Source organism: Streptomyces sp. NBC_01244, assembly GCF_035987325.1.
Lineage (GTDB): Bacteria > Actinomycetota > Actinomycetes > Streptomycetales > Streptomycetaceae > Streptomyces.
This window is the reverse complement of the sequence record NZ_CP108488.1, coordinates 9,193,473-9,210,621: the sequence shown is the minus strand read 5'-3', so window position 1 is coordinate 9,210,621 and position 17,149 is coordinate 9,193,473. Positions and strand designations below refer to the sequence as shown.

Genomic DNA, 17,149 nt, shown 5'->3' with positions numbered 1-17,149 from the left:
CGCAGATCGTTAGGAGTCCTACGAACTCCTGAAACATAGCCCTGCCCTCACGCGCCGCACAAGGGGTATCGTCAGGAGTCCGAAGGAACTGTCAGGAGGCTCCATCCCGTGCCGACCGCCGACCCCACCGACACCCACCCCCCGGCGTCGCCGCGACTGCCGCTCGACCTGGCAGCGCAGGAGCTGCCGGGGGACCCCGAAGACCCGTCCGGCCTGGACCGGCGCCTCGCCTCGGCACTCGAACGCGCGGGCCACGCCCTCCGTACGCTGATCTGGACCCAGGCCACCGCTCACGGGCTCAGCCCCATCCAGGTCCAACTCCTGCTACGTCTGGGGGTCGAGCCTCCCGAGCGGCGCCGGGTCGGCACGCTCGCGGCCGAGTTCGACCTGTCCGCCGCCACCATCAGCGAGGCGTTGGCGGCCCTGCGCCGCAAGGGCTTCGTCGAAAAGCAGCCCATCGCGGGCGACAAGCGCGGCCATGTGATGGCACCGACCGAGGCAGGCCTCGCCGCTGCCGACGCTCTCGCCCACTGGCCGGACCCCGTCACCACCCATCTGGCGACCCTGCCGACCGAGGACAAGGGCCGCGCACTGCGCCTGATCCTGGACCTGGTCGGCCACCTCGCCGACACCGGGGTCCTGTCCGTCGCCCGGACCTGCACGACCTGCCGCTTCTTCGGGCGCGACGAGCACGACGATGCGCGGCGCCCGCACCACTGCGCCCTGCTGGACGCACCGATCGGCGACCCGGAACTGCGCGTGGACTGCGCCGAACACCAGTCGGCCTGATCCCGTTCTTCTGCACCCTCGCCTTCGCCGCAGTACGCGACCTGACGAGGATGATTCAGTTCAATGCCCGGCGGTAGAAGGCGATCTTCTCGCGGACGTGAGCCTGCTGCCCCCGCAGGTGGACGATGCGGTCCTCCACCTGCGCGTCGTGCTGTTCCAGCAAGGCCAGGCGCTCGGCGAAGGTCCCGTCACCGTCGCGGACGAGAGCGGCGAACCGCCGCATCTCGGCGATCGGCATACCGGTGTCACGCAGGCTGCGCAGCACGGCCAGCCACTGAAGGTCGTGCTGGGTGAAGCGGCGGTGGCCGGTGTGCGAGCGGTGGACGGTGCCCAGCAGGCCGATGCGTTCGTAATACCGCAGGGTGTCCAGGCTGAAGCCTGACCGTTCCACCGTCTCGGCCGGGGTCAGGTACTCGGTCGTGGGTGCGCTCATGCGGGGATCATGCCATCGGCTGCAACGAGCCGCCGAGCGGTTTGACCTGGACCGCGCTCCAGGTGGCACCGTTCCTTCAGCGGCTCCCGGCATCCCACGCCGACGGCCCGGCACCCACCCCCCCTTCCGCAGAGGAACTCCCATGCGTTTTCGTACCCTTGGCCTGCGCACGGACGGCACCCCCGGCCCCACGGTGAGCGCGCTCTGCCTTGGCACCCTGCCGTTCGGCACCCGCGTCGACGAGCAGCGCGCCATCGACCTGCTGGACCGGTTCACCGAACGCGGCGGCACCTTCATCGACACCGCCAACTGCTACTCCTTCTGGCTCGACGGCGCGAACGGCGACGAGAGCGAGCTGGTGATCGGACGCTGGCTCGCCGCACGTGGCAACCGGGACGAGGTCGTACTGGCCAGCAAGGTCGGCGCCCGGCCGACCGGCCCCGGTGAGTGGCCGGGCACCGCGGAGGGCCTGTCGGCGGCAGCCGTCCAGGCCGGCGTCCAAGGCAGCCTCAAGCGGCTCGGCACCGACCGGCTCGACGTCCTGTACGCGCACATGGAGGACCGCCGGCCGGCGCTGGCCGAGACGGTCACGGCGTTCGGCGGACTCGTCGCCGACGGCACCGTCGATGTCCTGGGCGTCAGCAACCAGGTCACCTGGCGCATCGACCGGGCCCGTGCGCTGGCCCGCGAGCAGGGGGTGGCCGGATACGGCTGCGTACAGCAGCAGTACACCTACCTCCGGCCCCGGCCCGGCGCGACCTTCGGTTCCTGCGAGCACGCGACGCCGGAACTGCTCGACTACGTGCGCAGCGAACCCGGCGTCACGCTGCTCGCCTACACCTCGCTGCTGGCCGGCGCGTACACGGACCCCGCCAAGCCGCTCCCGAGCACCTTCGACCATCCGGGCGCAGCGGCCCAGTTGGCCGCGCTGCGGGACGTGGCGGCCGAGACCGGCGCGACCGCCAACCAGGTCGTCCTCGCCTGGCTGCTCGGTGGCGACCTCCCCGTCCTGCCCGTCGTCGGCGCCTCGACCGTCGCCCAGCTCGACGAGGCCATGGACGCCGTCGAGCTGGATCTGACCCCGGCCCAGCGCACCCACCTCGACCACGCGTAACCGGCGCCCCCACATCTAGGCAGATTGGTCCAGACCTTCTAGGGTGAGCACTCGTCACGTCCCGCTGCACGTAGTCGTCTTGGAGTGGTTGATGGTCTCGCGCCGGTCCCTCCTGGTTCTCGCCGGATTGAGCGCGGGGGCGGTCACCCTGCCCTCCGTGCCCGCGCGGGCCGCCGGGCAGGTCATCGATCTCCCCGCTCCCACCTCCCGGCGGCCGGTGGGCACCATCGACCTACACCTGGTCGACCACGATCGTGACGACCCCCTCGCGCCGGACCGCAGGGCGCGCGAACTCATGGTGCAGCTCTGGTACCCCGCGCTCACCACCGCCGGCTGCCGCCGGGCCCCGTACACCACGAGCCGGGTCGCCTCCGCCCTCGAGGCGGGTCTGCCCCTCAAGGCAGGCACCCTGGGGGCCGTACGTCCGCACGCCCGGACCGGCGCGCCGGCCGTGCCGGGCCCGCTGCCGCTGGTGCTGCTCGGGCACGGGCGCAAGGGCGGCCGCAGCAATTGCACCGCGCTGGCCGAAGAGCTCGCATCGTACGGGTACCTGGTCGCGGGCATCGACCACACCTACGACGCGGCGGTGGTGGAGTTTCCCGACGGTCGGGCCGTCCACAGCGTGCTGCCCGAGGAGTCGGACGACTGGGACCGCCAGGAACGCCTCGAGATAGAGACGCGCGTCGGTGACCTGCGGTTCGTCGCCACGACCTTGACCCGTCGGCGGCGGTCTCCCTGCGCGGACCCCGGCCGGATCGGCGTCGTCGGGCATTCCATGGGCGGAGCCGCCGCCGCCGAACTCCTCCGGGTGGACGACCGCTTCGCCGTCGGGGTGAATCTCGACGGCGCCCTGTTCGGCTCGCCGGTGGCCGACCTCGGGCTGGATCGACCGTACCTGCTGCTCACCGCGCTGGAGGACCACGAAACCTGGGGGCGCTGGCGCGAGCACCAGCGCGGATGGGGCCGCCAGCTGCGGGCGCGCGACACGGGGCACCTCACCTACACCGATCTGCCGCACTTCGCCGTTCCCGGCGGACTGGCGGAGTCCTGGCCGGCCGACCTCTACGCCGAACTGCTCGGGACCCTGGATCCTGCCCGCTCGACGGAGCTGATCCGGACCTACACCCGCCTGTGCCTCGACCAGTTCCTGAAGGGCCGGCCGGCCCCCCTGCTCAACAGCCCGTCCCCGCGCTACCCGGAGGTCGACTTCCGCTGGACCCGCGGCTGACGATGGCGAATGGGGTCTCCTACGGGGCGTTGGTGGCGCGGTTCTTCGGCAGCCCTCTGTCCCGGTGTCACAGCTGGGGGACGTACGGGGCGAGGCCGACGATGAGGATGGAGCGCTCCCCCGGCCCCGGCTCGGAGCCCGCGCGAACCGGGCCGACGTAGTGGCTGACCCTGTGGTCGTGGACGGCATAGCCGTCCAGGGGATCGGTGAGGGTGAAACTGCTGTGGACGTCCGCCCACGGGTCCTCGGGCCGCAGGCCCGCACTGCCCGGCGTGGCGATGACATTCTGCCCGCCTGTGACGTTGGTACGGCTGATCAGGTGGGCAAACGTGAACGTGCTGGCCGAACCTCCGTCCTGGTGCAGGCAGTCGGGGGTAGAGACGGCCTCCTGACCTGGGCTGTCGACGCCGAGCCTGATCAGGTGGACCCCAGCCCACAGCGGCCGTCTCCTCAGGTCCCGCAGGGACAGGACCTGCGCGATGTCCCAGCGCAGGAGCCGCAGCAGCAGGGCGTTGTCGCGCAGCGCCTCGGGGATGTCGGGGAGCACGCGGAGCTTTCGCGGGTGCTCAGGGTCGTCTTCGCCCTGGGAGAAATTGGTGACCGTACCGTGGACGGGGTCGGGGGTTCCGGGAATCCAGGACAGTTCGTCCTTCCACGGCAGGTACACGGCGTGGGAGTAGCGGCGGAACCGGTTCGTTCCCGGAGCGTACGGATCGGGCGGCAGAACAGCGAAGCCCTCCCGGAGCCGGGCCAAGTCCCTCGCCGCGGAGCCGTCCGGGACGATGCCGAGCTGCTCGGCACCGTAGCGGGCAAACCCCCGCTCACGCAGACCGTCCACTCCCGCTGCGCCAGGACCTCCGGCACCAGAGTGCGACCGCCGCTGGGGCTCGGCATTTCCCACGTGTTCCTCCAACAGGTCACCACCACGGCCATCGCGCCGGCGGCCGTGCCGACCTTACGCACACCTCCCCCTCTTCCCCGCCATCCGGCTCCCCTCGTGGGAGCCCCCGTGACCACGCCCTCCGAAGTCGCCACGGTCAGTGCAGGGCCTGTCCTGCCCGGCGGGGTTCAGGTACGCCGCTCCTCGCGGGCGGGACCGGACGTGGCCAGCAAGGTGGCGGCGGCGAGGAGGAACACGGCGAGCAGGACGGCGCTCCACAGCGAGCTCTCGCCCTCCAGCGCCGGGGAGACCCGGCGTTCGGGGTCGTAGGCGACCTTGACCTCACCGCCGACGGGGGCGGCGGCTCGGTCGTCCTTCAGTTCCGAGGGGTAGCCGCCGGGGCAGCGCAGTACGTGCTGGTAGACGGTCTTCGGCCCGGGACCGCCTTCCCCGAACGAATCCTGCACCTTGGTGCGCACTTCGGCCACGGTGCAGGTGGCCGTCTCGGCGCGCGCCGTCGCCTGATCAACGGCGGTCGAGGTCAGCAACAGCCCCAGAGCCAGGGCGATGGCTCCGAAGAAGGCGCCGTTGCCGTCGACGAGCAGGAAGTAGGCCCCCGCGAGGGCGGCGATGAGCAGCGCGCCGACCGACACCGTGACCGTCATGGACGGTCCATGGGGTGCCGTGAGCGCCCAATGCGCCCAGCCGTACACGAGAACCGCGGCGAACGCGGGCAAGGCCACCGCGACGCGCGGCACCCGCAGGCCTGTCTCCTCCATCCGCACCACCCCCGCACCAGGGGACGTCCGTCGACCCTCCCGCGGTTGCGGAGCACGGTCCCACCAGGGCTCTGGACTCCGCCGCCGGCCTCTTCGCCAAGCGACCACCTCGACGCCAGTGTGCGCCGGGTGGTCGCCGGTCAGCGGCGGCCGGTGGACAGGATGACGAGGAACTGGCCGCCACCGGCCTGGATGTCGGCGGTCACCGGGAGGCCCGGCACGAGCCGGGAGAAACGGTCCACCAGCCAGTCGGCCGTCTCCTGGGCGTCCTTCTTGGTCGGGCAGCGGCCCACCATCTCGCGGCCGCCCTTGCGCTCCAGCCGCTCCGCAACGGTGATCAGCGGCGCGGGCTCGACCACGTACAGGCGCTCCGGCCAGGCGATGACCACCTTGACCGCGCCCTTGCGGGTGTTGCACCCGCGGTGCGCGAGCCGCTCGGTGACCTTGGCCTTCCGGTCGGCGGTCCGGCTGTCGACACTGGGCCCCCGAGGGTCGTTCACCGACTCGTCGGGGTCGACCGGTTCGTCACAGACCCAGCACTGCCAGCCGTCACGCTCTGCCACATCATCAAGGAGACTCACCCGAGCAAACTACCTGCCCGGGCGACACTCCGCTCACACCAGGGCCCGAAACGCGGACACCGGCGGCGCGGGGCGTCGGGGCCGCGATCGTCAACGGCCGTGCTCAGGCTTGGTCTCAGCACGCCCAGTGGAAGCGCCAGAATCGCCGCGACGCGTACGCCGGTTACCTCGGCGCTCTCCACGACCGCGACCTCGCCATGGACGCCGTCCTCGACGCGCTGCGTTCCGACCAGCCCGACCTTTCCGACCTCGACGAGAAGACGGGCCGCTTCGTCACCCTGGCCCGCGAGGTCCACCGCGCCGGCGAAGTCGTCATCCTCGAAGGGCCGGCACCGCTCGCAGAGGTCGCGGCGCGTGTTGCCAATGCCTCCAGCGCACTCTCACAGGTCATGCGGCGGATGGCCCAGAACGCCCGCGCGGGAAACACCGCCCACAAGGCCACGGACTCTCGCCCCGGCCCTTCTCATGGAGGGCGCGCAAGCGGTGATGCGGCCGCTCAGTGTCCGCGCACGCCGGGTCCGGCGCGTCGGCGGTCTCCCGGCCGCCTTCCCGGCAAAGGTCGTGGGATATCGCCCCAGCCCGGCGGTGGGCTGGAGCTCCGCAGCCATGTCACGAGAGGGAACAGCGTGTTCGTCACCTTCGTCCCGGTCGAAGAGATCCTGGACCTTCGCCGGCGGGTCCTACGGCCGGGGCAGCCCCGCGCGAGCGCGCTCACCGAGGTCGACCTGCTCCCGGACACCTTCCATCTCGCGGCCCGTGCCGACAGCGGCGAGCTCGGAGCCTGCGCCACCTTCAGCAGCGAGCCCCTGCCCGACACCCCTGCCCTGGCCCCCTTCGCGACCGAGGGAGTGTGGAGGCTGCGCAAGCTCGCCAGCGACCCGTCCGTACGCGGGCAGGGCTTCGGCAAGGCCGTACTGCGCGCGGGCCTCGACGCGTGCGCCGCACACGGCGGCCGGCTCGTCTGGTGCAGCGGCCGGCTCGCCGCCGCCGGCTTCTACGAACACCACGGCTTCACACCCGTGGGCGACCAGTACACCGTCCCGGGCATCGGGCGGCACCATCACTTCCTCCACAAGCTGCCGTAGGGGCGTTCACAAGGAAGGGGCGCCGGCCGGGCTCGTCCGGCCTCGGGGAACCTGCCGCGATGCCGCTGCAAATAGGCGTTGGTGGGCCAGGTCGACCGCTGCCAGCCTCCCGGAGGCCGTGCGAGAGAACGAGGAGGTGGTACCCGTGAACGCAGTATCGACATGGGTGCTTCCCTCCGGGGTCACGGTCGGGCGATAGGTCGTCCGGGAGCGCCACTGTGAGCACTCCCGAAAGGCACGACCGTGCACTTCACTTCCGAACAGCGTCTCGACCATGGCGTTCTCGAGCGCGAACCACTCTGGACGCCCTCCTTGCGCTGCCCGAGATCGGCGGCCCGGTCGGGTACTCGGGGTGGACCGCCGTCGGTATCCGACTTGCGGTGGTCGAGCCGCGCATCGCGGCCGCCGGTTTCTTCGCCGGGGGTTTCGTGCCTCGCGCCCGGCGCGAGGAGGCCCGGCAGGTCACCGCTCCGCTGCTGTTGCTGCTGCAGTGGGACGACGAGGGGAATCCCCGCCAGCGGGCCCTGGACCTGTTCGACTCCTTCGGCAGCAAGGAGAAGACGCTGCACGCCAATCCGGGCGGGCACGTCGGCACCCCGTGGTTCGAGGTGGAGGACGGGGTCCGGTTCTTCGGCCGGCACCTGACGTGACCCCGAACCGTCGGGCCGGCGGCAGACGGTAGGCACTCTCCGCCATCAACGCCTCCGTCAGCCGGGTCCACGCCGGGCGTGGCTGCTTCCCGGGACCTCCCGGGAAGCAGCCAGGCTAGGCCTGCTCGTCGGGGTCGTGGGTGATCAGGTCTCCCGGCTGGCACTGGAGGACGTCGCAGATCCTGGACAGGGTGGAGAAGCGGATGGCCTTGGCGCGCCCGTTCTTGAGCACGGACAGGTTGACGACGGTGATGCCCACTAGCGCGGACAGTTCGGTGAGCGTCATGCCCCGCTCGGCGAGGACCCGGTCGAGGTGGATCCGGATCGCGTGGATTTCCTCTTCGGGCATCAGATGGTCCCTTCGAGGTCCTCTCGCATACGCACGCCCTCGCGCATGATCTTCCCCAAGATGACGGCGGCGATGCCGGGGAGGATGAGCACCTGCGGATCGGAGACCGACAGGCCGGAGCCCCCCATGGGCACCATGCTGTCGACGAGCCAGGACTCCGACCAGCCTACGACGAGGCCTGCCAGCGGTGTGCCCACCGTGACGAACCAGCCGAGAACGGTGAGCCGTCGCGCCACCTTGTCGGTGAACGGCCCTTGGGACACGACGGCATCCAGCAGTCGGGAGAAGAGCAGCAGAGCGATGGAGGCGAACAGCGTCCAGGGCAGTCGGCTCCCGAGGTCGGCGGCGCGCTGCGCCGCGGAGGGGCTGTTCTGACAGAGCCGCGCGGCGCTGCTGGAGGCGTCCACACCCTCGCCGACCGGCAGGCCGCCCTCCAGTGTGGCGTTGGCCCAGAAGCCGGTTTGTACGCAGACCGCCCCGTCGTCGGTCAGGTGCGAGACGGCCGTGCCGATGAAGGTGAGCCCCCAGAGCATCGCCAGCCCAAAGGTGAGTGTGGCCAGGATCTTCGTGAATCGCGTGTTCACCGCGTTCCCCCTATCGATTTTCGATATGCCGGACACTAGCGGACCATATCGATAATCGACAAGTCGCCGACGACCCTCACCCATGGGCGAGGGTGAGGGCGCGGATGCGACTTCTACAGAATGTTGACGCGCCTCTATCGGAAAGACGTCGGCCCGATGGACGATTCAGGTAGCCTGCCCCGCTCACCTGACCATCCGTCAGTACGGGCAAGGCCGATCCCGCCCTCGTTTCGTTGGGAGGCCACACGCCATGAACCCGATCAGCGAGTGTCCCGAACCCGCCTCAACCTCCTTACCGGAAGTACGTGCGCCTTCGCCGCAGGCAGCGGCGCCCAGCCGGCGCCGACTCCTCGGCGGCCTCGCCCTGGCCGCGACCGCTCCGCTCGCCCTGGGCGCAGGGAGGAGCCGGCCGCAAGGGGGAACACCCCCGGGCCGGGCCGTCGTGCTCAGGAACGCCGCACTCGTGCTCACCATGGACCCGGCTCTCGGCGAGGGGCCCCTGGGGACCGTCGAGGACGCGGACGTCCTCATGCGGGACGGTGTCATCGCGGCCGTGGGGAAGCGGTTGCCCACACCGCCCGGCACGCAGGTGATCGATACCGCCGGTCAGCTGGTGATGCCGGGGTTCGTCGACGTGCACACCCACCTGTGGCAGTCCTCGATGCGGGGCGGCTGCGCGGACCGCGACCTCTTCGGATGGCTGGCCGACTGCAACCGGGCGACGTTCTCCCGGATCACGCCCGCGGACATGTACCGCTTCGTCCGGCTCGGCGCCCTCGACTCCGTGCAGTCCGGTGTGACCACGCTCGTGGACTGGGTGGACGCGCTCCCGTACGACACGACGGTCCAGTACGTGCGGGCCCTGGCCGGCACGGGCGTGCGCTTCACCTACGCGATGTTCCAAGCCGAGCGGGACGCCTCGCTGATCACCCGGACGAAGAAGGAGCTCATCGACCCGCTCCCCCTCGCCTCGGCGCAGGTCGCCACCCACGCGGCACGGGCCATCAGGGGCCTCAACCGGCTGCACTGGGAGATCGCCGGCGATCTCGGGGTCATGCTCAACAGCCATGTCCTCGAACACTCCGAGCAGCGCGCGGACGACCCGATCGGCACCCTCACGGACATCGGCGCGCTGGGTCCGCGGCTGCTCATGAACCACGCGATCCACCTCACCGACGAAGAGATCGCCGCGGTCGCCGCGCACGACGTACGGGTCGCACACTGTCCGCTCAGCAACATGCGCCTCGCTTCGGGGATCATGCGGCTGCCGGACCTCGGCCGACGCGGCGTCAAGGCCGGGCTCGGCCAGGACGGCGGGACCAACGACTCCTCGGACTTCTTCGCCCTCATGAAGGCGGCCATCGGTCTCCAGCGCGCCCGCTCGCTGGAGACCTCGGTGTTCCCCCAGGTCCACGACGTCCTGCGCCTCGCCACGCTCGGCGGCGCCGAGGCGATCGGTTTGGCCGACACGGTGGGATCCCTGAACCCCGGCAAACGCGCCGACGTCATCGTGATCAACCCCGCCGCCCTCAACTTCGCGCCGCGCTTCGACTGGATCAACCAGATCGTCTTCAACGGCCGCCCGGAGAACGTCCGCGCGGTCTTCGTGGACGGCCGTCCCCTCAAACTCGACGGCCGCCTCGTCGACGTCGACACCGACCGCGTCGTACGGGAAGCGGAGTCCGCGGCCACCCGCCTGCGCTCCGCCTCCTGAACCCGGGCACCGCTCCCGCGTCCGTTCCGGCCGGCATGCCGCTCGGCCCTTGCCGAACAGCAGGGCCCCGGGGGGCGCCGAGCGCTCCCCCGGGGCCCTGCCCGGTCATTCCCGCATCCCCCTGTGAAGGTCAGGGCGTGTGATCAACGGCCTTGGAGGGACTTGACGTTGTCACCGAAGCTCCAGCCCTTCGAGCCGTCCCAGTTGACCGACCACGTCATGAGACCCTTCAGCGAACCGCCGAAGGCGTTCCACGACTGGCTGACCAGGCTCGGCGTCATGTAGCCGCCGCCCGCGCCGGGCTGGGCCGGCAGGCCGGGCACCTGCTTGTCGTACGGCACCTTGATGGTGGTGCCCTGGATGGTCAGGCCGTTGTTCAGGCAGGTGGTCTGGGCGGTGAAGCCCTGGACGGTGCCGGCCTGGTAGGAGTCCCCGGAGCAGCCGTACATGCTGCCGTTGTAGTACTGCATGTTCAGCCACCACAGCCGGCCGTTGTCCGCGTACTTCTTGATGATCGGCAGGTAGGAGCCCCAGATCGACCCGTAGGTGACGCTTCCTCCGGTGACGTACGCGGTTTCGGGGGCCATCGTCAGGCCGAAGCCCGCGGGCATCTGGGCCAGTACGCCGTCGATGATGCGCATCAGGTTGGCCTGGGAGGCGGACAGCGTGTTGATGTTGCCGCTACCGGTCAGGCCGGTCTCGATGTCGATGTCGATCCCGTCGAAGTTGTGCTTCTTCAGGATCGGGACGACGGTCGCCACGAACTTGTCGGCGACGGTGCTGGAGCTCAGGTCGATGCCCGCGGTGGCGCCGCCTATCGACATCAGGATCGTCGCTCCGGCCGCCTTGGCCTGGCACATCTCGGCGGGGGTCGCGACCTTGACGCCGGCGTCCATGCCGTCATGCCACAGGACGGTGCCGTCCGAGAGGATCACCGGGAAGGCGGCGTTGATGACGTTGTAGCCGTGCGCGGCGATCCGGCTGTCCGTGATGGGTACCCAGCCCATGCCGGGGTGGACGCCGTTCGCGGCGCCGTCCCAGTTCTCCCAGTAGCCCTGCAGGACCTTGCCCGACGGCTTGGGCTTGGTGGGGCAGGTCTCGCCGGGCGGGGCGGTCGTCGGGGGTGCGGTGGTCGGCGGGGGCGTGGTGGTCGGCGGGGGCGTGGTGGTCGGGGGCGCGGTCGTCGGCGGCGCGGTGGTCGGTGTGGGGCTGCTGCCACCGGGGCCGGTGAGCGACACATCGTCCGCGTAGTAGGCGGGCTGCCCGTACCAGCCGTGCAGGTAGACGGTGACCGAGGTGGTGCTCGGCCCCGTGGTGAAGCCGACGCTGAGTTGACCGTACGAGGGGCTGTTCGGCGTCCAGGTGGACGGGGTACCGGTGATCCCGGTGCCGGTGGCGCCCAGGTAGACGTAGCTGCCCTGGACGTAAGCACTGAGCGTGTACTGGGAGTTGGGCTGCACGCTGACGGTCTGGACGCACTGGGCGTTGTCCTGGCCGCTCGGCGTGGCCTTGAGTGCGGAGGCGCCGGCACGGACCGGACTGCCGACGGCCACACCGGAGCTTCCGGAACAGGTCCACGAGGAGAGCCCATTCTCGAAGCCGGGGTTGACCACCAGGTTGGTGACCGTCTCGGCCCCGGCCGCGACGGCTCCGGCGCTGACGGTGCCGGCCACGGCGAGGCCTGCACCGATGACGGCGGCGGCGCTCACCCCGGCGAGGGAGCGGTTCAGGACGGTCGGTCCGTGCTGGGCGCGGCCGGCCCGGTTCACAGTAGGGTCTGCGCCGGCCGTCAGGCGCGGAGTACGTGATCTCCGACGGAACATGGTGCGCTCCATTCCCGCCGAGCGCCATGGGCATGACCGACGCGTGGGGGCGTGACGCCCGGCTGGTGGGTGAGGTGGGGACAGGTGGGGCTGTGCCGGACCGGATCGTAGGAGGAACGGCCCGGCCGGTCAATAGGTCTGGACCAATAGGCGGGATGTGGTCTGGTCCGGCGAAGAGATCCGGCGAGGCTGCGATCCGCGGGTGTCGTCGCACCGCCGAACCTGCCTGCTCACGGCGGGAGTACGACCGTCCCGCGCCGACCGTCAGGCCGGTTCGCCGCCGTCCCGCGCGCCGAGGCCTCGCCCGGAAACCCCGGTCGGGGCTTCTCACGTCGGGGCTTCTCACGAGGATGACCGGGGCCCCATGATGGCGAGATGACGGCCGGCGAGGATCTGCTCTGGGACGCGTCGGACAAGAGCACACGGACTGTTCCACGGCTGCGGCGCATGGCCGTGTCGGCCGGCTGTCTCGGCTTGTCCGGCCTGGCGCTGTGGGGAGAACCCGCTGTCAGGTGGGTGGCCGGCGCGGCTGTGGTTTACCTGCTCGTGGAGTTCGCGTACTGGGCGTGGGACGGGCGACGCGTGGTCGAGGCGCGGATCGTCCCCGGCGGGGCCGACGGTCGTGCGAGGCTCCGCCTCCTGCACGCCGGAGGACGGATCACGGAACACGACCCCGACCAAGTGGCCCGGGTCCTCGTCATCTACGACAACGTCGACGGCTCGGCGAAACTGCGTCTGCGTCTACGTCTACGTCGGCGCTTGCGCTTGCGAAGGAAGCGGCTCTTCTTCGGGCGTCCTGGCCGCCCCCCGGTGCTCGCCACGTGGCGGAAGGCATGTCCGAGGGCCGGTGTCGAGGACAGGAGCGCCCGATGGGGCATGCCGGGGATCCCTGACTAGGAAGGGCAGGGGAAGGGCCCTGCCGGATCCTCCGGGAGCGGCTTCAGGGGAGCAGGCGGGAGGCGAGGTCGCGCACGGTCGCCATGTCGCTGAAGGGGAGCAGGGTCTCGCCCACGATCTGGTGCGGTTCGCTGCCCTTTCCCGCGATCAGGACGATGTCTTCGGGCCGGGCGGCGGACAGCGCGAAGGCGATGGCTTGGCGCCGGTCGGCGGAGCGCTCGTACGGTGTGCCGGTGCTCTCGATGCCGGGGGCGATCTGGTCCAGGATCGCTTCGGGGTCCTCGGTGCGGGGGTTGTCCGAGGTCAGGACGCACAGGTCGGAGTGGGTGCCGGCGATGCGGCCCATCTCGGCGCGCTTGGTGGTGTCGCGGTCACCGCCGCAGCCGAAGACCGTGATGACGCGGCCACGGGCGAAGCCCCTGATGGCGGTGAGGACCTTGTCGAGGGAGTCGGGCGAGTGCGCGTAGTCCACGATCACCGAGGTGCCGGCGGGGGTGACGAAGCGCTCGAACCGGCCCGGTACGGGCGGCATCTGGGCGAGCGCGGCGACCAGTCCGTCCAGGTCGTGCCCCAGTACCCGGCAGGCGGCCAGGGCCGCCAGCGCGTTGGACACGGAGAACCGGCCCGGGACCGGCATCGCGGCCTTGTACTCACTGCCGGCGTGGTGCAGCGTGAACCGCGTGCCCGAAGCGTCCGCGATCAGGTCCGTGGCCCGGAAGTCGGCCTCCGCGTCGAGGCCGTACGTCGTCACCGCGCCGGGCATCATCGCGCGGACCCTTGCTCCCACGGCATCGTCCACGTTGACCACCGCGTGCCGGCACAGTCCCTGGAACAGCCGCATCTTGGCGTCCGTGTAGTGGGCCATCGTGCCGTGGTCGTCCAGGTGGTCCTGGGTCAGGTTGGTGAAGACGCCGACGTCGACGAACGTCCGGTCCATCCGGTACGTCTGCAGGGCCATCGAGGTGGCCTCCAGCACCACGCTGCCGGTGCCCTGGTCCCGCATGCGGCCCAGGAGGTACTGCAGGTCGGGCGATTCCGGTGTGGTCAGCACCGAGGGAGGCATCGGGATCACCTCGTCGCCGATCCGGCTGCCCGCCGTCCCGATCACGCCCACGGAGGCGCCCTCGGAGATCTTGAGGAGCGACTCGACCATGTAGGAGATGGAGGTCTTCCCGTTGGTCCCGGTGACCGCGACCATGTCCATGTGCCGGCCCGGCTCACCGAAGTAGCGGGAGGAGACCACGGCGGCCGCTTTGCGGGTGTCGGTGACCCGTACGAGGCACACCGCCGGCAGCAGCTCTCGCCCGGGGGGCACGGCGGCCGCTCCCGCCTCGTCGACGAGCACGCCCACCGCCCCGCGGGCGAGCGCCGCACCGATGGATTCGGGGCCGCCGCCGCGGTGGCCGGGTACCGCGATGAAGAGTGAGCCCGGCACCACCCGGTCGACGTCGAAGGTGGTGCCCGCCGTGATCCCCGTCGACTCTGTGTCGCCCTGGATGACGTGGTGTTCGTGGCCGGTCAGCAACCCGCTCAACTTCACGGTGGTCCCTTCGGAGGCGACTACGGCCCGGCGCACGGCCCTAGCCTGGCGGCAGAGCCGACGGAGCGTCGGGACTGCGGTGATGGGGACGGGGAGGGCGATGCGTCGCCCTGGAGGCGACGGGGCCGGGCCCGACGCGTTGGTCGGGCCGGGCTGCCGGGGCAGGGCCCGTCGCTGAGGATGGTGCGGCGTGAGGGACAGGGCCCGGGCGCGGTGGGAAGGCGCTAGCCGTGGCCGTGCAGGACGCCGCGGCCGACCGTGGGGGCCTTGCCGTCGGCGGCGGTCCGGAGACTGATGCCCGTCCGGCCCGCGGAGGCCGCACGCACGCCGGGGGCGGCCTGCTGCAGGCACTCCCCCGTGACGCGTCGTGTGCGGCTCATAGGCCGAGTGTACGTGCGCTCACGCGGTCCGTACGCCGCGTCTGCCCGGCGCCCGGGGACATCCGCCCCGGTCGGGGCTCCGCCGTCGCTGCTCCCGCACGAGGATGACGCGCGTCGGATCATCTCGCACCAGCTCGGTTCCGCACGGTTCCGCTCGGTTCCGCTAGGGAGTGTGACGACAGGCTCTAGCGCAGCGGTTCGTTCAGCTCCACGGAGCGCAGCGCTGCCGCGAGGGCCGCCTCGTCGCCGACGTCGAGTGCCGTGTCGGTCAGTTTGATGACGTGTTCGTCTCCGTGCGCCCGGGCCCGTTCGAAGACCTCGTCCGCGGTGAAGGTACCCGGCGGGGTGAAGGCGATCGGGGTGTCGGGGGCGTACATCGCGGTGACGGCCGCGGAGGCCGTCCAGGCCGCTCGCAGGCTGGGTGCCCACAGCGTGGGCGGGAGGGCGGGGAGGGCGCGCAGGACGGCGTTGGGGGCCGTGGCGGCGTGGACCAGCAGGATTTCCTCGCCGTGGCCGTGGGTGGCGTAGCGGTGGGTCGCCGCCCGCACCAGCTCGACGAGGCGCAGGCGCGCCTCGTCGGGGTCCGCGATCCCGGTCGCGGCCGCCCACACCGGCAGGCTCGTAACGCGGGCGAGGCGGTCGGGGAAGGTGCCGTGCCGTTCGGTGAGGGGTGGTACCGCGTCGAGGGCGGCGTCCGCACCGCCGCCGCCGGCGCCGGGCAGTGGGGCGAGGTCTGCGATGGGGTGGTGGCGGGCGGCCCAGTAGCCGAGGCCGTGGGCGAGTTCGGCCAGGCGTGGTGCCGTGCCTTCGCCGGCCAGGAGCGTGCGCACGGCGTGGCCCACCCGGATCAGCGGGTGCGTCGAGCCGCCGTACATGCCGGGGAGAAGACGGGGCCACCACTGCGCCAGCACATCGCGCCAGGGCCGGTCGGTGATCTCGCGCTCGAAGTGGTCGATCCAGTCGGCGGCGCGGCGCGGGTCACCGAGTGCGGCACGCCAGTTGGTGGCCGTGACCGGCTCGACGCGCGACGGGAACTCCTCCAGTTTGCGGGAGTACAGATCGAGCCAGCGGTGCACCGTGCCTGCCTGCCCGCGAACGGAAAGGGCCTCGACGGCCATCGGCGCGTGGTTGGTCAGCCGCCCGAGCCGCTCGGGGCCCGAACCGTGCAATCGCTGAAGCGCTTCGTCGAGTATGCCCGTCGTATCCATGACGACGACCGTAAGCCCGCCGCGCGGAGCGCGCGAGCTCCGTGGCGGGCCTTCCGGGGGCGGAGAACCTGCGGCCCCCGCGCACCCGGAAGAGTGCGCACACCCGCGCCGGCGTCTCGCCGTCAGGCTCGGAGCCGGCCCGTCACCAAGGCTTCCTTGACCTCGCGCACCACGCGGGCCGCGTCCTCGGGGCTGTGCACCACGTCCGTGTGGTTCATGTCGATGACGAGGACCTCGCTGGCCGAGTAGTGCTTGTGCACCCAGTCGTCATAGCCGGACCACAGCGTCCGGTAGTAGTCGACGAGGCTCTCGTCCTGCTCGAAATCGCGACCGCGCAGGCCGATGCGGTGCAGGACCGTCTCGAAGTCCGCCTTGAGGTAGACCATGAGGTCGGGTGCCTTGCGGTACGGGAGGCCGTCGATCTCGCGCATCATCTCGCCGAGCAGTCCCTCGTACACGCGCATCTCGAGGGAGCTGATCCGGCCGAGGTCGTGATTGACCTTGGCGAAGTACCAGTCCTCGTAGATGGACCGGTCCAGGACGTTGTCGCCCTGCTTGTAGGCCTCCTTGATCGCGGCGAACCGCGTCTGGAGGAAGTAGAGCTGCAGGAGGAAGGGGTAGCGCTTCGCCTGGATCTCCTCGGGGCTCGCCGTGTAGAAGAGCGGGAGGATCGGATTGTCTTCCACGCTCTCGTAGAAGACTTCGCTGCCCAGCTCCTTGGCGAGCAGCTCGGCGACGCTCGTCTTGCCGATTCCGATCATGCCTCCGACGCAGATCACTGACATACCTCACTTCTCCCTGGGGGTCTTCTGTTCGCGGGCGCGTGGGCCGGGCGCCCCACCCCACTGAGACGCGGGTCGGCGGTCGCTCGATTCCCCATGATCGTCGTGATCTTCATGATCAGCGTCATGCGGTCCCTGTTCGGACCGAGGCCCCGGACACAGGAATCCCTCCCCGACGGCCGGACCGACCGCCCTCTGGGTGCCGCGGACAGCGACGAGCCACCACCCCGCGGCCGCCTTGAAGCATAAATGACGTCGCGCGGCACACCTGCCGGGGCGCCGACGCCCGCCCCGCCCCGCCCTCGGGCAGCGGCAGCGGGCCACGGCTGCCTT

Annotated in this window: 17 protein-coding genes and 1 pseudogene; 7 read left to right on the top strand and 11 right to left on the bottom strand. The window is 71.0% G+C overall.

The window, feature by feature from the left end:
- The first annotated feature begins 108 nt into the window (after positions 1–108).
- Positions 109–789, top strand: a complete 681-nt coding sequence (locus OG247_RS40980; protein ID WP_327257041.1) for a MarR family winged helix-turn-helix transcriptional regulator — start codon at positions 109–111, stop codon at positions 787–789.
- Between the two features lie 55 nt (positions 790–844).
- Here OG247_RS40980 and OG247_RS40975 read toward each other — a convergent pair whose 3' ends face one another.
- Positions 845–1,222 (bottom strand): MerR family transcriptional regulator, encoded by a 378-nt coding sequence (locus tag OG247_RS40975; RefSeq protein WP_327257040.1) that lies wholly within the window; start codon positions 1,220–1,222, stop codon positions 845–847.
- 142 nt (positions 1,223–1,364) lie between these two features.
- Here OG247_RS40975 and OG247_RS40970 point away from each other — a divergent pair, with 142 nt between their 5' ends.
- Positions 1,365–2,336 carry an aldo/keto reductase gene (locus OG247_RS40970; RefSeq protein ID WP_327257039.1) on the top strand — a complete coding sequence of 324 codons (972 nt, stop codon included), beginning with the start codon at positions 1,365–1,367 and terminating at the stop codon, positions 2,334–2,336.
- A 43-nt stretch (positions 2,337–2,379) separates the two neighbouring features.
- Positions 2,380–3,564, top strand: coding sequence for an alpha/beta hydrolase family protein (locus OG247_RS40965; protein ID WP_327257038.1), 1,185 nt, complete (start codon positions 2,380–2,382; stop codon positions 3,562–3,564).
- A 67-nt stretch (positions 3,565–3,631) separates the two neighbouring features.
- Here the strand turns inward: OG247_RS40965 and OG247_RS40960 are convergent, their stop codons facing one another.
- The 3 genes from OG247_RS40960 to OG247_RS40950 all read right to left on the bottom strand — a co-directional run bounded on the left by OG247_RS40960 (position 3,632) and on the right by OG247_RS40950 (position 5,804).
- Entirely contained in the window at positions 3,632–4,402 is a 771-nt protein-coding gene (locus tag OG247_RS40960) for a 2OG-Fe dioxygenase family protein (RefSeq protein WP_327257037.1), read from the bottom strand.
- A 230-nt stretch (positions 4,403–4,632) separates the two neighbouring features.
- Positions 4,633–5,223, bottom strand: coding sequence for a DUF3592 domain-containing protein (locus OG247_RS40955; RefSeq protein ID WP_327257036.1), 591 nt, complete (start codon positions 5,221–5,223; stop codon positions 4,633–4,635).
- 140 nt (positions 5,224–5,363) lie between these two features.
- Positions 5,364–5,804, bottom strand: a complete 441-nt coding sequence (locus OG247_RS40950; protein ID WP_327257035.1) for a hypothetical protein — start codon at positions 5,802–5,804, stop codon at positions 5,364–5,366.
- A 626-nt stretch (positions 5,805–6,430) separates the two neighbouring features.
- Here OG247_RS40950 and OG247_RS40945 point away from each other — a divergent pair.
- Positions 6,431–6,889 (top strand): GNAT family N-acetyltransferase, encoded by a 459-nt coding sequence (locus OG247_RS40945; protein WP_327257034.1) that lies wholly within the window; start codon positions 6,431–6,433, stop codon positions 6,887–6,889.
- Positions 6,890–7,179: 290 nt separating this feature from the next.
- Positions 7,180–7,539: pseudogene (locus OG247_RS40940) on the top strand (alpha/beta hydrolase); the annotation flags it as partial.
- Between the two features lie 115 nt (positions 7,540–7,654).
- Here OG247_RS40940 and OG247_RS40935 read toward each other — a convergent pair.
- Both OG247_RS40935 and OG247_RS40930 read right to left on the bottom strand, forming a co-directional pair.
- Positions 7,655–7,888, bottom strand: a complete 234-nt coding sequence (locus OG247_RS40935) for a helix-turn-helix domain-containing protein (protein ID WP_327257033.1) — start codon at positions 7,886–7,888, stop codon at positions 7,655–7,657.
- Positions 7,888–8,472 (bottom strand): DUF2975 domain-containing protein, encoded by a 585-nt coding sequence (locus tag OG247_RS40930; protein ID WP_327257032.1) that lies wholly within the window; start codon positions 8,470–8,472, stop codon positions 7,888–7,890. Before OG247_RS40930 ends, OG247_RS40935 begins: the two co-directional genes overlap by 1 nt.
- Positions 8,473–8,944: 472 nt before the next feature.
- Between OG247_RS40930 and OG247_RS40925 the strand changes: the two genes are divergently transcribed.
- Positions 8,945–10,186 (top strand): amidohydrolase family protein, encoded by a 1,242-nt coding sequence (locus OG247_RS40925; protein ID WP_327257808.1) that lies wholly within the window; start codon positions 8,945–8,947, stop codon positions 10,184–10,186.
- A gap of 143 nt (positions 10,187–10,329) precedes the next feature.
- Here the strand turns inward: OG247_RS40925 and OG247_RS45000 are convergent, their stop codons facing one another.
- The gene (locus OG247_RS45000) at positions 10,330–12,009 is read right to left on the bottom strand and encodes a carbohydrate binding domain-containing protein (protein WP_442813541.1); all 1,680 of its coding nucleotides are present in this window, start codon (positions 12,007–12,009) and stop codon (positions 10,330–10,332) included.
- A 375-nt stretch (positions 12,010–12,384) separates the two neighbouring features.
- Here OG247_RS45000 and OG247_RS40910 point away from each other — a divergent pair, with 375 nt between their 5' ends.
- Complete coding sequence (locus OG247_RS40910; protein WP_327257031.1) at positions 12,385–12,906, top strand: hypothetical protein; 522 nt, start codon at positions 12,385–12,387, stop codon at positions 12,904–12,906.
- 43 nt (positions 12,907–12,949) lie between these two features.
- On the opposite strand, the gene OG247_RS40905 is transcribed toward OG247_RS40910, so the two are convergent.
- The 4 genes from OG247_RS40905 to OG247_RS40890 form a co-directional block, all read right to left on the bottom strand.
- Complete coding sequence (locus OG247_RS40905) at positions 12,950–14,446, bottom strand: UDP-N-acetylmuramoyl-L-alanyl-D-glutamate--2,6-diaminopimelate ligase (RefSeq protein ID WP_327257807.1); 1,497 nt, start codon at positions 14,444–14,446, stop codon at positions 12,950–12,952.
- A 224-nt stretch (positions 14,447–14,670) separates the two neighbouring features.
- A complete protein-coding gene (locus tag OG247_RS40900; protein WP_327257030.1) occupies positions 14,671–14,826 on the bottom strand; it encodes a hypothetical protein in 156 nt (51 codons plus the stop codon).
- Between the two features lie 185 nt (positions 14,827–15,011).
- Positions 15,012–16,034, bottom strand: a complete 1,023-nt coding sequence (locus OG247_RS40895) for a questin oxidase family protein (protein WP_327257029.1) — start codon at positions 16,032–16,034, stop codon at positions 15,012–15,014.
- Positions 16,035–16,156: 122 nt separating this feature from the next.
- The gene (locus OG247_RS40890) at positions 16,157–16,819 is read right to left on the bottom strand and encodes a deoxynucleoside kinase (protein WP_327257028.1); all 663 of its coding nucleotides are present in this window, start codon (positions 16,817–16,819) and stop codon (positions 16,157–16,159) included.
- Positions 16,820–17,149 lie beyond the last annotated feature (330 nt).